The following is a 14,672-nucleotide window of genomic DNA, read 5'->3' on the forward strand; positions in this document are numbered from 1 at the left end:
AGGGTCATCTGGTGATACAGATGGTTCACTCTTGTCGTGGTGAACAACGCTTCATACGACTTCAGGTCGCACGGACATAAATGAGCTAGAATGAATACTTAATTTAGTAAATGACGGATTATCTAGGGTATTTAAAAATGGAGGTTTGATAAGAGAGTATCAAGAAAAAATATAATGTTTAGAGCCCTCGGATCTGATGGTTACAAAAACAATGCACCTATTGTAGTTGCGACACCAGCCAGTTCTTTTATTTCTGGCAATATTGCAACTAGCCCATCCCAGTATGACTTAACGGTGGAATTATCACGCTCATCTTTCGACACCTCGTTTTGTAAATTGTCAAATATAATTCCCGCGGCTTTGTCTTTAGAGTTCTCTATATAACCACCTAATATTTTTAGGGCATTTGCAAGTTCTGGATCGTTTTTACTTACTTTATTGAACGAATCTATAATTGTTGAATTGATAATAACAGGAGCTTTATTCCCCTGAATAATTACATCTCCAGTCACGTGTGCTTCATTTATAAGTTTCACAATTTGGTGACTCCTTTTAAGTGCTTCCTTGCTGTTGAAATATATTTCACTCTGTATTTTGCGCTCCTTCACTTGTTCTGCAAGTTTTTCTTTTTCAATTTCTTTCTTTTTGTTGTAATTATTTACATTGTTAATAATTCCCAAAATCACAAATATGATGACTAAAACTACGACAGCCCCCCCAGTCCCAGATTCATCATTACTAGAGTTGAAACCAAGGACGTTAGTTGGTGTCAGTATTAGGAAAATAAAAATGAATGTAACTAATGCTGTTAGTTTTGATAGCTTAACTGATTTTTGATGCTTCTTAGAGTATTCTGTAATAGAAGCTTTATCGTTGAAGGAAGCCATAGATATCTTTCCAAAATTCTTAGTTACTAAAAAATGTCAAGATAGCGGTGCGATTGTTCTCTCGCTTCTATTAGCTGAGGCACGCTACCGCCCTAATGCAATATCTTTTGCACGCATTACTGTACAGTCCATCTTTATAATTTTAAGTTCTATTCAGGCTTATAATGTTATCAATAGGGAGCAAGCATTTGTTTTCCTGTATAATTGCTAGACACGTCACATAACCAACTGTTCATACACGCCGTTTTTCAAGATAGTTGTCATCATGTGCTTGCTTATTAAGCAGCTTCTCTTTCTGAATTGAGGTGAGCTTCATCAACTGACCAACCAGTCTCATCCGATGGCATGTTTGCCCTACGACCTTACCAAGCAAACTGTTCTAGAGAAGCATCTATTTACTGTTAGATAGTGAACTCACATCAACCATACCGTATACCTGGCATACATGTCGTAACGCAACATCTCACTATCAATGTTCAGAAATGTACCGAAGAAATCTGAATCTACCGGAAACCCGAATTCAGATAAAATCTGCCTTTGAAAATAAACACTTAATATTCAGTTCGCTAACTACTTCTTATCAGTCTCATTCACCCGGAAAGGGTTTCATGTGAGACTGGAAAGCACACATTACCATTCTATTACCCTGTACTTTTTCACATTACTGTCATAAACCCGTAATAAGATTAGCGCCAACCTTTTCTGGTGTACTTTGGAGAATTAAATGCTTACCAGAACAACTCTTTGCGCCCTTATTGTTAGCATGACCTTTTCGGTTCAAGCGAAAGAAAGGGTTACTGTCACCGGCTCAACATCCGCCAGCCATATTATTGAGGTACTGGCAGAAACGTATACAAGTGAGCACAACGAAACACAGATCGAAGTACAGGGCGTCGGTTCTTCTGCCGGTATCAGTGCCGTAAAGCAAAATGTTGCAGATTTAGGAATGAGCTCCCGCTACCTGAAGCCCGAGGAGATCAAGCCTGATATATCAACAGTGACCATCGCCCATGATGGTATTGCTCTGGTTGTACATAAAGAAAACCCTATCGTTAACCTTACCAAAGAGCAGGTCGAGAAAATCTACCACGGTGAAATCAACAACTGGAAAGAAGTTGGTGGACCAGATCTCAAAATTGCGGTTGTTAGCCGTGAAAACGCATCAGGGTCTCGTTTTTCTTTTGAAGACTTTATGGGTCTAACCCAGCAAATTAAAGGTCAAACCGTATCGGATATCAACCCTCAAGTACTTATCGTCAATACCAATGGTACCGTTAAGAGTTTAGTTTCTCGCAACAAACACGCACTAGGCTATGTCTCTCTGGGTTCTGTCGACAACTCTATCAAAGCACTCAACTTTGAAGGTGTATCGCCATCTCTAGAAAACCTTGAATCAGGCAAATACAAAATCTCTCGCCCTTTCTTGATGCTATATAAAGAAAAGCAGCTAAACGACGATGCACAGCGATTTGTCGACTATGTGATGTCAACATCGGGCCAAAGCCTTATTGAAGATCGTGGATATGTATCTGTCATCGACTAGCGTACAGTAATCGAATTATATATACGTTTGCAAAAGGCACAGTACAGTCGTACTGTGCCTTTATTATCAAAGACCAAATTACTAGGTATATCGTTAAACAACAGGATATTTATAGGTTGCGCCCCATTCAGTCCAAGACCCATCATATACTGTAAGCCTTTCCCGCCCAGACAGCTCAGCTGCCAATGCCAAAATACAAGCCGTAACACCAGAACCACAGCTTAAGACTAATCTTTGTTCAGAATCACTGACAGCATCAAACCGCTTTTTCAATTGATAAGGTGGTAAGAAATACCCGTCCTTGAGCAATTGACCAAAAGGGAGACTCTTAGCACTAGGCATATGACCACTTCTGACTCCTTCCCTCGGCTCTTTCTGGGTACCATAAAATCTCGCTGCCGCCCTTGCATCCAAAACTTGAACGTCCGGTCTATTAAGGTTTTCTAGCAAGCTATCACCATCAATTACCCACTGTGACTGGTAACGTGCGTTAAAGTCACCAACTGCAGGCATAACAGGCTCGCCTTTCTCAAGACGGTTTCCAGCAACCTCCCATGCAGGCAGTCCACCGTCGAGTACGGCAACATTGTCATGCCCCATTGCACGAAACATCCACCACACTCGTGGTGCCGAAAAAATACCTTGGCTATCATAAACCACAACTTGACTGTGATTTGAGATGCCCAATTTTTCAACCTCATCAACAAAATGCAATGGCTCAGGTAACATATGAGGAAATGAAGCCACTGGATCAGCAATTTTTGTATCAAAGTCAAAATAGCGTGCACCCGGTATACGTTTTTTTATCCATTCGGTTTTCGCATTTCTCTCTGAGCCAGGTAAAAACCAACTCGCATCAAGTACGATCACTTCAGGATGAGACAGGTTTTCTGCTAGCCAAGAAACCGATATTAATGGCGATGTAATTTTGAGCACTGACATTCACTTTCCTTATAAACCGGACATTCACAAAGATTTACGCTTATTCACTAAAAACACTAGCGATAAATCTCTTCCTTTCGATATGATGAAGACATCAATGGATAAGCATGTTGTATAAACAATGCCAGTTAGTTACTGTTTAATAAAAACTAAAATACGCCTAACGCATCCACTATTGAATCTCATCTTGCTTGTTGTACCAAAGGATTAGCAATGAAACAATTTTCACCCGTACTTTTCGCTTGTCTTTCTGCTCTCTCTCCCAATGCCTTCGCATATAACTCGGGGAGTGTTTCGTTTTCTATGGACAATGACGGAATCGTTGGCACAGATCAGAATTATACCAATGGCATATTCCTTGAGTACAACTCACCATATTCAGCAGATCTAGCAGAGACAGCCCCCACACCGATCCGTCAGATCAGTCAATATTTACCGCTGAAAGAAGGAACAAAGCAAGGCTGGGGGTTAACACTCGGGCAACAGATGTGGACACCAGAAGATATCGAGTCCATCGAACCACCAGAAGATGAACGCCCCTATGCAGGCTTACTATTCTTAGAATCCACTGCCTACCAATACACACCGACTTTTGTCGATAAGTTTAGTTTTATGCTGGGTATTGTTGGCCCCAATTCTTTCGCCGAGGAAGGACAAAAGTTCATTCACGATATTGTTGGGTCTGATGAACCTATGGGGTGGGATTACCAGATAGAGAATACGCTTGTTTTCAACCTAGGCTATCAAGGCCACCGCTTACTCACCCGTCAACAGGCTTATTTGATGGACGATTACGACTTAAGTGGTACGGGGCGAATCAATGTAGGTAACTATCAAAGCGAACTTGCTGTTGGTGGTGTTGCTCGTTGGGGTAACAATCTGGCAGATAATTTCGGTACAACCGGCTTCTCTCCAGGCAACTTTGTTGATATAGGTGTGCTGTCATCCAGTTCATCAGGTTACTTTCTGTTTACCGGCATCGAAGGACGATACCGTTTTAACGATATCACTATTGAGGGAAATCGACCGAGTGAAGTACCAAATACCAAAGTCGATCATTGGCAAGCTACCGCTGTTTTCGGAGGCGTGTTCTACCAGCCGAAATGGGGAGTCAGTTTGAGCTTTGCCACCAACACCGCAGAATTCAAAGAGGCTAAGCACCGCACAAACTCAAATGGTTCGCTGGAAGTTTTCTGGCGTCTGTAACGACAAAAGTAATACAGCTTAACAAGCTAATGAAAAAGCACTGTTTCCACAGTGCTTTTTGTTTCTTAAGCGACAGACTGAATCAAAGCGGAGATCCCCTGCTCTGCAAATGTCTGACATTCAGCCATCGCTGTAATATCTTCAGGGCTATACACTGAACCATCGTAAACGACTACCATACTGGTATCACCTGATTTCAAAAACGTTGTTTCCCCAAACTCGGTATAACGAGTGGCACCAATACTGATCACGGCCTGCGTTGGGTAACCTGCATTTTCCAGAAAATCGGCAATATTTTCTGTTGGGCCTACATCTTGCTGATTGTTCATGCGATCAACAATCCAGTTCAACAGCTTTTCATGAAAATAGCTGTAACCCACTACTGGGCTGTCTTCACCGTAGCGCGATACCGTCTCACCACGTTTATGGAAGCTTGCGATTCGGAAGTTATCCAATTTGCCCCCTTCCCGAAGGTGATCAACCGCAATAACCTGAGAAGAGATCCCTTTGGTACTCTCACCCCAGTTTTTCTTTTCACTGATTTTCTCTGCATTCGGCTTACGAATAGAGCAATCATTATATGCAGCGAAACCATGCGGTTTAATAGTAACGACCTTATTGTCTTGATATTCAATATCACAAATCAATGCCACTTCAGGTTCTATTTGCAAATTATCAGCATCGTTTGGGGGAATAATGGTATCTGATGACAATGGGTAAGTGGAAAGGAACCCAGCCTTCTCTGATGGCACATAGAAAGGAAAAATCGCTTTAGGCTGTACCGCTTCTTTAACTTCTACCGCTAAAAAATCTTTGTCTTCACCGGCTTGCTCTAAGTGGCCAGCAAAATTGCCCGCAACACCAAAGCCAATAACGTGCTTGTAAGTCATACTCTGCAACTCTTTGTTATTACTAAATATCAGGTTGCAGTATAACGTGCCACTAAAACAATCTCGATCAGAATATCTCTAGGATTTGCATTAGATCAATATTCAATCCCACCAATAAAAACCCAAGAGCCATCGATCGGATGAATAATTGGTAACCGTTGTCACACAAAGCAATTTTATGACTGGAAATATTACTGTTCACCTTTACCATAGTAGCCATAAAAACAATGTACATTTACTGATAGTAAGCATTGTTGGCCAATATTTTGACCATCTTTTGGTGGCCAACTTTATTATATAGCTTGAAGGAACCATAGAAGGACTTTATGAAAACAAAATATACCCCCATTGCCTTTGCGTTGGCTTGTCTTTCCGCTGCACCTAGTTTTGCTGTTGAATCCAACATTCAGACACGTGTACTTAACGGTGAAGAAGCAAGTAAACTATCATCTGATTTACTTTTACCGTGGCAGGTAGCATTCCTTACTGAACCACAATTAAATGATGGTACGTATATCACTTCCGGTTGTGGGGCTGTTGTTATCAGCGAATTTTGGGCTGTTACTGCTGCTCATTGTATAGAGCCGTTTATGAGTAACACTCTAATTGCAGGTGCAGATATCATTAAAAACAAGGGGGGCACTGCCGACCGTATCGATGACAAATATAAATTTGAGATCACCGACAAGATTGTTCACAGTGGTTTCTATTCCAGCCCGGTATTAGATCATGATATAGCACTACTCAAGGTCAATCGTTCGATGCTTGAAGTCGCTCAACCAATTAAAATAGCCACCCAACAAGAACAAGAAGACGCCAATAACCAATTTGCTAATACTTGGAATCCAACCGGTTACTCTAAGGCTAACCTCATCGCCTCAGGATGGGGTTACACCGAACCTAAATTTGACCAACCGAATGAATTAATGGTTGTTAAATTAGGCGGCATTCCAATAACTGATTGTAATGCTGACTATCCACTAAGTGAAGAATCTCACTTTGTTTGTGCTGACAGTAACACCCCCGAAATAAAGAAAGATGTATGTCGAGGTGATTCAGGTGGCCCGCTAGTTTGGCAAGTACCAAGTAAAACAAATGATAGTGATTTTGGACTTCGCGTTATTGGGGTTACGAGTAGTGGACCATACTGCCACCTAAAAGAAAACGGTGATGCTGCTGCGCAAAAGAACGGTCTTTATACCGAACTTGCACACTATTATGAATGGATTGAAGATCAAACGAAGTTAGACCTAGCATCGCAATCCACACCAGTCTTTAGTGAAGATCCCTTTACTAAAGTAAGTGACCCTGAAAATAAGACCGGAACAAGCCCAAGTGGCTCAGGTGGTGGCGGTGGTAGCTTGCCAATCTCAGGGTTATTCGGACTAACTGTACTCGGTATTCTACGTCGTCGACTACGCTAGTAAACAACCATAAAACGCTAGCCAATTGATTTTAATTTGATTTTTAAAGTAAAAATGATGAATAGAGCCCCCTCACTTCTTAGTGACAGGGGCTTTCTTTTACCAGCCCCATCTTACTCACCAATAAATACTTTCGAGCCCTTAACTATTGAATAAATTGATAGTTACGCTAAAACCATCAGGCAAAGCAATTTTTTGATTGGTTTTATAAAAGAAATCGATTAACATCCACCCAATAAAAACATCGTTCAATTATTTTTAAAACACAATAAAACAAGATGTTATTGCTAGATCATTACTCTACACAGCTGACAGTAAGAACCACACAACCATACAAGGACATTATGAAAACCCAATTTGCCCCAATCGTATTGGCCGTTGCCTGCACCGTTAGTTTTACGACACAAGCAAATGAGCCTAAGATCCAAACACGAGTTTTGAATGGTGAAGATGCTACCACCTTATCCAATAGCTTAATCGCCCCTTGGCAAGCTTCAATGTTAGCAGAGGCTGATAGCAGCGATTACTCAGCAGCAATGTCGGCTTGTGGTGCTGTTATTATCAGCGAATTTTGGGCTGTAACTGCCGCACACTGTGTCGTCAATAATGATCTTAGCCCTATTGCTTTTATTGGTAATACTTTGATTACTGGTACCAATACAATCAAAAATACGACTCAGAACGCAAAAAACATTGACCCAAAATTCAAGTTCGCCATTGTTGAAAAGATTTACCACGAAGGTTACGTGGGTAAAGTTGAGCCGATCTTTAAAGCTGATAATGATATCGCTTTATTGAGGGTTAATCGCTCATTTCTAGAAAATGGCTCAGCTAAACCTATCAAAATCGCAACTCCTGACGAGCAAGTTAATATTAATCAGGACTTTCAAAACACTTGGAATACTGGCGCCTACTCCAAAGCCAATCTTATAGCTTCTGGTTGGGGAAGCACAGAACCTGATTACGAATCTCCTAACAACTTAAGAATTGTCAAACTTGGTGGCATTCCGATCACTCAGTGCAATACAAAGTACGAATTCGACAAAGATGAATCCCACTTCGTCTGTGCTGATAGTAACAGCCCAGACATAAAGAAAGACGTATGTCGTGGTGACTCTGGTGGCCCATTAGTTTGGCAGAACCCAAGTTATTCTAGCGACTCTGATTTAGGTCTTCGTGTCATCGGTGTCACCAGTAATGGTCCTGGTTGTGAGTACAAGCAAGCAGGTCACACTGCAGCTCAATCGAATGGCTTATACACTGAACTTTCAAGCTATTACAACTGGATCGAAGCAAAGACGGGGTTGACTTTAAGTGAAGTTAAAACGTCAACGTTCAATGTCGATCCATTTGAAAGAGTTAAAGAAAACAAACCTGACAGTAAAGGTGGTAACGGCGGAACCAACAAAGGCGGTTCAGGTGGCGGTGGTAGCTTGCCAATCTCAGGGTTGATCAGTTTGGCAGCACTTGCCCTTCTCCGCCGTAAAACTTGCTAATCGGTTATTGACCAGACAGCTTAAATTGTCATAGTTGAACCATAAAAAAAGCTCCCATTGATGGGAGCTTTTAGTTTACGTTTCACTCAGTCTTCAACGAAAGTTATTCGTCATCCAATGGAATCAACTTAGTTGAACCACCGTGGAATTTCTCACGACGACGTTGTACCAATCCGAAGAAACCAGGGATCAGGAAGGTACCTGCCAACAACACACATAGCAGACCACCGGTTAGGGAGATACCCAATGAGTTCTGACTGATATGACCAGCACCGTTGGCAAAGATAAGAGGTAGAATACCCAAGATAAACGACCAAGAAGTCATGTTTACCGCACGGAAACGTAGCTTACCACCACGAACCGCCGCTTGTTCGATATCCAACTCATTATCTTCACGCTCAATCTTAGCAAATTCTACAATCAAGATGGCGTTCTTAGCCGCCAGTGCAATCAAGAGAACCAAACCGATCTGAGCGTACAGGTTCAACGGTGTCCCCGTCATAGCCAGTGCCAAGAATGAGCCTAGTGTTGCCACTGGAACAACCAGGATAATGGCCAGCGGAATACTCCAGCTCTCGTACTGTGCCACCATAAATAGGTAGATAAATACAAGTGCTAGGGCAAAAGCGTAAATAGCTTGGTTACCGGCTTTAACTTCTTGGTAAGCCATACCTGTCCACTCATACTGATAGCCTTGAGGTAGGACTTCAGCTGCTACACGCTCCATGGCGGCGATTGCATCACCACTTGAGTAACCCGGAGCTGGACTACCTTGGATAACCGCTGAACGATACATGTTGTAGCGCCACGCAACATCAGGTTCAAACACCTGCTCTACCGATGTAATCGTACTTAATGGGATCATTTGGCCTGACGATGAACGCACGTGGAATCGTTGAAGTGCGTCCAGACCATCACGGTAGTCACTATCAGCCTGCACGGTTACACGGAAGTTCTTACCGTATAGCGTGAAGTCATTCACATACATTGAACCAAGGTTACCCTGTAGCGTCTGGAAGATCTCCGTCAGCGGGATACCCAGTTGCTTCGCTTTCACTCGGTCAACATCAATGTAGTAGTGAGGCACATTGGCTCGGAATGTACTGAAAGTAAACTGGATTTCAGGCTGCTGATTCGCTGCCTGAATCATTTCACCCATGACATTTGCCAAATCGGTTCGGCTTCGGCCTAAGGTATCTTCAAGTACAAATTCAAAGCCATCTGCAGCCCCCATACCCGGTACTGCTGGGGCACCCATTGCAAAGACAATTGCTTCTGGTAGCTCCATTGCAGCGCGGCCGTTAACACGGTTCGAGATTGCAAAAGAGGAATGGTCACCCTCCATTGCATTACGCTCATCCCACTCTTTCAATTTAATGAATAGAGATGCACCGTTTGACGCCGCTGCACCCGTAAGGAACGCATAGCCGTTTGCAACAGTAATACCCTCGATACCAGGTTCTTCAGCAAGGATAGCCTGTAACTTTTCTGTTGTTTCTTCTGTACGAGATAAAGAAGCGGAGTCTGGCAGCTGAACGTTAACCAGCAAGATACCCTTATCTTCAGTCGGTACAAATGCTGTAGAGGTCGTTTTCGAAAGGAAAGTTACAGCGCCTACAGCCAAAACAAAGAAAGTAACAAGTAGCGCTGTTTTTCGAACCATGAAGCCAGCGATAGAACCGTACTTCAGCGTTACCTTATCAAGGCCACGGTTAAAGATTTCGAACCAGCGAGCTGTATTACCACCACCTTGTTTAAGCACTAGCGAACACAGAGCTGGTGAAAGTGTCAATGCGTTGATCGACGAGATCACTACCGAGATACAGATAGTCAGGGCAAACTGACGATACATAATACCGGTAATGCCCGGAAGCATGGCTACTGGAACGAATACCGCAAGCAATACCAAGGTTGATGTGACAATCGGACCGGTTACTTCCTTCATCGCTATAAGCGTTGCTTTAGCAGGAGTGAGGCTAGGATCCCGTTTCATGTTGGTATCGACCTGCTCGATAACCAGAATCGCATCATCCACCACAATACCGATTGCCAAAATCAGGCCGAATAAGGTTACCGTATTAATGGTAAACCCAGCAGCCAACATGATGGCGAAGGTACCGATAAGTGATACAGGAATAGCAACAACGGGGATCAACGTTGAGCGCACGCTGCCAAGGAACATATAAGTTACGGCAATTACCAGCAAGATCGCTTGGATAAGGGTAACAACTACGCCTTTAATCGACTCAGCAACAAACAAAGTTGTATCGTAACTGGTCTCGTATTCCATGCCCTCTGGGAAATCTTTACTCAGGTTTTCCAGTAGATCCATTACTGCCTTACCACTTTCCAATGCGTTAGCATCAGACTGAAGGTTTAGCGCAACGATAGAAGCAGGTTGCTCACGGAACATACCGTTACCGCTGTAGAACTTTTTACCAAGTTCGACGCGCGCAACATCCTTTAGGTACACCATAGAACCGTCATTGTTAGCTCGAAGTACTACATCCTCGAACTCTTCTACGGTTTGTAATCGACCTTTAGTAACCAGGTTAAATTGAACTTCCTGCGGGTTATTGTATGGCGCGGCACCAACTTGGCCAGCTGCTACCTGAACGTTCTGCTCAGAAAGAGCCGCATTGACATCAGAGGTAGTCAGATTCAGATTGGCCATTTTCTCGGGGTTTAGCCAAACACGCATAGCGTATTCACCACCACCGATTACGTTAACCTCACTGATACCCGTCACACGCGCCAGCTGATCTTTAACATTAAGGTTAATGTAGTTGATCAGGAATTGGTCGTCATATCGGCCTTCTGGTGAATAGAAGTTAAGGACCATCAACAAATCAGGAGAGCGCTTCTTAACCGTTACACCTACCATACGCACTTCGGCTGGTAGTTTTGACTCAATCTGAGACACACGGTTTTGAACGTTAACCTGAGCCATATCAGGATCGGTACCGATATCAAAAGTGACGTTCAGGCTGTACGAACCATCATTCGCACTTTTTGAAGACATGTAAATCATGTTTTCAACGCCGTTCACTGACGCTTCAATCGGGTCAGCAATCGCCTCTTCTACCGTTTCCGCACTTGCACCAGAATAGAAAGCCGTCACACCAACAGATGGTGGACTGATTTTAGGATATTCCGCCACAGGCAGGTTCAGGACCGCAATAGCCCCCGCCAGTGTTAGAATAATTGAAATGACCAGCGCAAACTTAGGGCGCTGGATAAAAAAGCGACTCAGCATGATTACTCTTGCGCCCCTGTTTCTTCAAGTCGTACTGTTACACCGTTACGTACACGCTGAAGACCTTTAGTCATAACAACATCTTCGCTATCAATGCCTTCGGCGATGATGATGCCATGTTCGGTCTGAGGCCCTAGAACCACATTGCGACGTTCGGCGACATTTTCTTCCGCCAGTACCATAACAAAGTCACCTTCCAAGTCACTTTGAACAGCACGACGAGGGATCACGATACGTTTTACAGGCTCTTTTTCACGCAGGAAAACTTGAACATGTTGACCAGGGAGCAAAGATTGCTCTGGGTTAGCAAAACTTGCACGCATAGCAATCGTACCAGTATTTAGATCTATTCGGTTGCCAATAAAATCAACCGTACCTAGCTCACTATACTCCTTGCCATTTGTTAAAGTTAGAACGACTTCAACATCACCCTGGCCTTCACCTGCACCGTCAAGGCTATCAATACCAAGGTTCAAACGCTCACGCTCGCTCACATTAAAAGAAGCTTGCATAGGGTCTAGGCTAACCAGCGTAGTCAGCACGCCAGAACTTGGTGAGACAAGATCACCGATACTGGCCTTACTATCACTGATACGGCCAGTAAATGGTGCGGTAATTTTTGTAAATGACAAATCAACTTGTGCTGATTTCAACTGAGCACCGGCCGCTTTAAGCTGCGCTTCAGCGCTCAGTTTTTCTGCTGTTAAGCGGTCATATTCAGATTGGCTAATACTGCCTTTCGGCAACAAGTTTTGACCACGTTTCCAGTCCAAGTCAGCACGTTTTAACGTAGCTTCAGCTTGAGCAATAGAGGCAGATGCACTTGCAACACGTGCTTCATAGGCCGCTGGTTCAATTTCAAAAAGTACCTGCCCTTTTTCAACAACCTCACCTTCATTGAAAGAACGCGCTTTAAGGTAGCCTGAAACTTGAGCTGTGATGGCCACATCTTCAATCGCTTCAGTTCTTCCTACAAACTGTTTCCCCTGTTGATAATCAATCACAGTTACTGGTTCTACTACAACTAGAGGAGCCATTCCCCCAGCAGGACCAGACAACTTATCGCCACAACCGACAAGCAGGCTTGAGCTTATCAGTGTCGCAATCATAAGTTTTTTATTCATATTGCCGACCATCTTAAATTTATGTAAAAAGTACGCTTAAAGTTTGTTATATTCAGTCACTATAGCTATTACTAGGCGAACAATCATTCCGCTTATATTTTAGTGACTTGAAGGTTATTTAAGGCTTCAAAAAAAACTATCATTATAGTTTGCATAAACTAGCATTATGCCTTTAATCCAAGCTGAACAGTCATAAGTAATGAAACATTTTCACCAAGCAAGTGTTTCAAATTGTTTCAAAGCTTGTAATTCTGTGTTTTCATAGTAACTAGAAAAAGATATAACTACAAGTCAGATACTTAGCAGCAACATATATACCTAAAAAGAATATCTAATATGGACTATTTCCCGATTTTTCTCTCTGTAAAACAGAAAAAAGTAACAGTAGTAGGCGGAGGTGAAGTCGCTTGCAGAAAAGTAGACCTACTGCGCAAAGCTGGCGCATCCATTCAGATTGTTTCCCCTAAGCTACACAATTACTTAGCAACGCTAGTGAACAGCGGACATATTAATTGGAAAGGCAAATGTTACGAAAAATGTGATCTCGAAGGCAGTTATCAAGTTTGGGCCACCACTAACAACCCATCACTGAATCATCAGGTACACCAAGATGCAACAGACCTTGGTATCTGGATTAATGTCGTCGATGATAAAGACTACTGTGACTTCATCACCCCATCCATAGTCGATAGAAGCCCGATTCAAGTTGCCGTTTCCAGCGGTGGAGCTTCCCCTGTTCTAGTCAGGTACCTACGGGAGAAGCTGGAAACCCAACTGCCACAAAATTTGTCTTTGCTAGCAAGTTATGCGGGTGAACAACGAGAGCGGATTAAGGAACATTTTGCGACTGTCGATGAAAGACGTAAATTCTGGGAGAGATTTTTCCGTCATCCTGAGGTTGAACAAGCGCAATCAAAAGATTGCCTAGAGCAAGTATTTGTACAATCAATTAATCAAACAGACACAATACAGGCTGCTCTATACCTGATAGAAACGGGAACTGACACCGAACTTCTCACCTTAAAAGCATTGCGTTTAATGCAGCAGGCGGAGTTTGTTTTCTATCCTAGTAAAACCGGCGCTGATGATGACTTTGTCGATTTATGTCGAAGGGACGCTGATCGTGAACCCTATGAAGACGGTAACCTAACGTCACAAGTACAAAGCAAGCTCAATGAAGGACTGCGTGTCTGTATCCTGGCCCCAAAAGATAAAGCCGCTGAAGTGTTGAAGCCCCTTGAGCAGCCTTTCTCTGGGCTCTATATTCCTTGTATTTAACACATACAAAAAAGCCGCAAATAATTGCGGCTTTTCTTCGATTCTATATCACTGTTTTACTCTGCAGGTGCAAGGGTTCCTGCGGATTTTGCCAACTTCTGTTGTAACCACAAACCCGAAGCTTTCATTGAATAACCAAAAATAATACCTAGAATCAGCGATGGAACGACAAGCTGCCAATCTCCACCAGCTGCAAATGTGGCACACGAGCCAATAAACGTACCCGGAATAAAGCTAAGCCATGCTTGTTTTGCTTGAAAGCACATAAAGAAAGCAACGACGGCCGTAATAACATAACCGATGATCTCAATGCCCACCTCGGAAGAAAGATGGATGATCACCATTGCCCAAAACACACCACTCATTGTAGTTGCCAAGCTAAGTAGCAAGCCCTTTACACCATCTTTCGGGGAAGCGAAATATGCGGTACAACCGAGAAAGCCAGCCCAGCTTAACAAGCCGAGGGATACAGCAACCCAGCCCCAAATACCCGATAAGATTCCGGTTGTAATAGCAATTGCGACCAAAGTTGACATCTTTCACTTTCCTAATTGGACAATTAAGGAAACAGTTTAAGTGACAACCCCTTGCATTAAAGTGCTCAATATCACACTTTAAGTGCAACA

General features: G+C 43.0%; 11 protein-coding genes. 5 read left to right on the plus strand and 6 right to left on the minus strand.

Annotated features, from left to right (window positions below; genetic code table 11):
- Nucleotides 1–200: 200 nt before the first annotated feature.
- The gene (locus tag ACVA58_RS07460; protein WP_446509813.1) at nt 201–887 is read right to left on the minus strand and encodes a hypothetical protein; all 687 of its coding nucleotides are present in this window, start codon (nt 885–887) and stop codon (nt 201–203) included.
- 724 nt (nt 888–1,611) lie between these two features.
- Here ACVA58_RS07460 and ACVA58_RS07465 point away from each other — a divergent pair.
- Nucleotides 1,612–2,430: a phosphate ABC transporter substrate-binding protein gene (locus ACVA58_RS07465; RefSeq protein ID WP_446509814.1), complete on the plus strand. Its 819-nt coding sequence runs from the start codon at nt 1,612–1,614 to the stop codon at nt 2,428–2,430.
- A 93-nt stretch (nt 2,431–2,523) separates the two neighbouring features.
- Here ACVA58_RS07465 and ACVA58_RS07470 read toward each other — a convergent pair whose 3' ends face one another.
- Nucleotides 2,524–3,372, minus strand: a complete 849-nt coding sequence (locus tag ACVA58_RS07470) for a sulfurtransferase (protein WP_446509815.1) — start codon at nt 3,370–3,372, stop codon at nt 2,524–2,526.
- A gap of 213 nt (nt 3,373–3,585) precedes the next feature.
- Between ACVA58_RS07470 and ACVA58_RS07475 the strand changes: the two genes are divergently transcribed.
- Nucleotides 3,586–4,578, plus strand: a complete 993-nt coding sequence (locus tag ACVA58_RS07475) for a lipid A deacylase LpxR family protein (RefSeq protein ID WP_446509816.1) — start codon at nt 3,586–3,588, stop codon at nt 4,576–4,578.
- Nucleotides 4,579–4,643: 65 nt separating this feature from the next.
- On the opposite strand, the gene ACVA58_RS07480 is transcribed toward ACVA58_RS07475, so the two are convergent.
- Nucleotides 4,644–5,468: a DUF5718 family protein gene (locus ACVA58_RS07480; protein WP_446509817.1), complete on the minus strand. Its 825-nt coding sequence runs from the start codon at nt 5,466–5,468 to the stop codon at nt 4,644–4,646.
- 326 nt (nt 5,469–5,794) lie between these two features.
- Between ACVA58_RS07480 and ACVA58_RS07485 the strand changes: the two genes are divergently transcribed.
- Together ACVA58_RS07485 and ACVA58_RS07490 are read left to right on the plus strand one after the other, a co-directional pair.
- Nucleotides 5,795–6,892 (plus strand): S1 family peptidase, encoded by a 1,098-nt coding sequence (locus ACVA58_RS07485; RefSeq protein ID WP_446509818.1) that lies wholly within the window; start codon nt 5,795–5,797, stop codon nt 6,890–6,892.
- 344 nt (nt 6,893–7,236) lie between these two features.
- A complete protein-coding gene (locus tag ACVA58_RS07490; protein ID WP_446509819.1) occupies nt 7,237–8,388 on the plus strand; it encodes a S1 family peptidase in 1,152 nt (383 codons plus the stop codon).
- A gap of 103 nt (nt 8,389–8,491) precedes the next feature.
- On the opposite strand, the gene ACVA58_RS07495 is transcribed toward ACVA58_RS07490, so the two are convergent.
- Both ACVA58_RS07495 and ACVA58_RS07500 read right to left on the minus strand, forming a co-directional pair.
- Complete coding sequence (locus ACVA58_RS07495) at nt 8,492–11,644, minus strand: efflux RND transporter permease subunit (RefSeq protein ID WP_446509820.1); 3,153 nt, start codon at nt 11,642–11,644, stop codon at nt 8,492–8,494.
- Between the two features lie 2 nt (nt 11,645–11,646).
- Nucleotides 11,647–12,768 carry an efflux RND transporter periplasmic adaptor subunit gene (locus tag ACVA58_RS07500; RefSeq protein ID WP_446509821.1) on the minus strand — a complete coding sequence of 374 codons (1,122 nt, stop codon included), beginning with the start codon at nt 12,766–12,768 and terminating at the stop codon, nt 11,647–11,649.
- Nucleotides 12,769–13,104: 336 nt separating this feature from the next.
- Here ACVA58_RS07500 and ACVA58_RS07505 point away from each other — a divergent pair, with 336 nt between their 5' ends.
- Entirely contained in the window at nt 13,105–14,046 is a 942-nt protein-coding gene (locus ACVA58_RS07505) for an NAD(P)-dependent oxidoreductase (protein WP_446509822.1), read from the plus strand.
- Nucleotides 14,047–14,102: 56 nt separating this feature from the next.
- Here ACVA58_RS07505 and ACVA58_RS07510 read toward each other — a convergent pair whose 3' ends face one another.
- On the minus strand, nt 14,103–14,582 hold the full coding sequence (locus ACVA58_RS07510; RefSeq protein ID WP_446509823.1) for a DUF1097 domain-containing protein: 480 nt from the start codon (nt 14,580–14,582) through the stop codon (nt 14,103–14,105).
- Nucleotides 14,583–14,672: the final 90 nt, after the last annotated feature.

The sequence above is a fragment of the Photobacterium sp. DNB22_13_2 genome (genome assembly GCF_052873915.1).

What these genes read in the sequence shown, in the direction of transcription:
- ACVA58_RS07460 (WP_446509813.1), bottom strand. Translation starts at nt 887, where the DNA reads ATGGCTTCCTTCAACGATAAAGCTTCTATTACAGAATACTCTAAGAAG.
- ACVA58_RS07465 (WP_446509814.1), top strand. Translation starts at nt 1,612, where the DNA reads ATGCTTACCAGAACAACTCTTTGCGCCCTTATTGTTAGCATGACCTTT.
- ACVA58_RS07470 (WP_446509815.1), bottom strand. Translation starts at nt 3,372, where the DNA reads ATGTCAGTGCTCAAAATTACATCGCCATTAATATCGGTTTCTTGGCTA.
- ACVA58_RS07475 (WP_446509816.1), top strand. Translation starts at nt 3,586, where the DNA reads ATGAAACAATTTTCACCCGTACTTTTCGCTTGTCTTTCTGCTCTCTCT.
- ACVA58_RS07480 (WP_446509817.1), bottom strand. Translation starts at nt 5,468, where the DNA reads ATGACTTACAAGCACGTTATTGGCTTTGGTGTTGCGGGCAATTTTGCT.
- ACVA58_RS07485 (WP_446509818.1), top strand. Translation starts at nt 5,795, where the DNA reads ATGAAAACAAAATATACCCCCATTGCCTTTGCGTTGGCTTGTCTTTCC.
- ACVA58_RS07490 (WP_446509819.1), top strand. Translation starts at nt 7,237, where the DNA reads ATGAAAACCCAATTTGCCCCAATCGTATTGGCCGTTGCCTGCACCGTT.
- ACVA58_RS07495 (WP_446509820.1), bottom strand. Translation starts at nt 11,644, where the DNA reads ATGCTGAGTCGCTTTTTTATCCAGCGCCCTAAGTTTGCGCTGGTCATT.
- ACVA58_RS07500 (WP_446509821.1), bottom strand. Translation starts at nt 12,768, where the DNA reads ATGAATAAAAAACTTATGATTGCGACACTGATAAGCTCAAGCCTGCTT.
- ACVA58_RS07505 (WP_446509822.1), top strand. Translation starts at nt 13,105, where the DNA reads ATGGACTATTTCCCGATTTTTCTCTCTGTAAAACAGAAAAAAGTAACA.
- ACVA58_RS07510 (WP_446509823.1), bottom strand. Translation starts at nt 14,582, where the DNA reads ATGTCAACTTTGGTCGCAATTGCTATTACAACCGGAATCTTATCGGGT.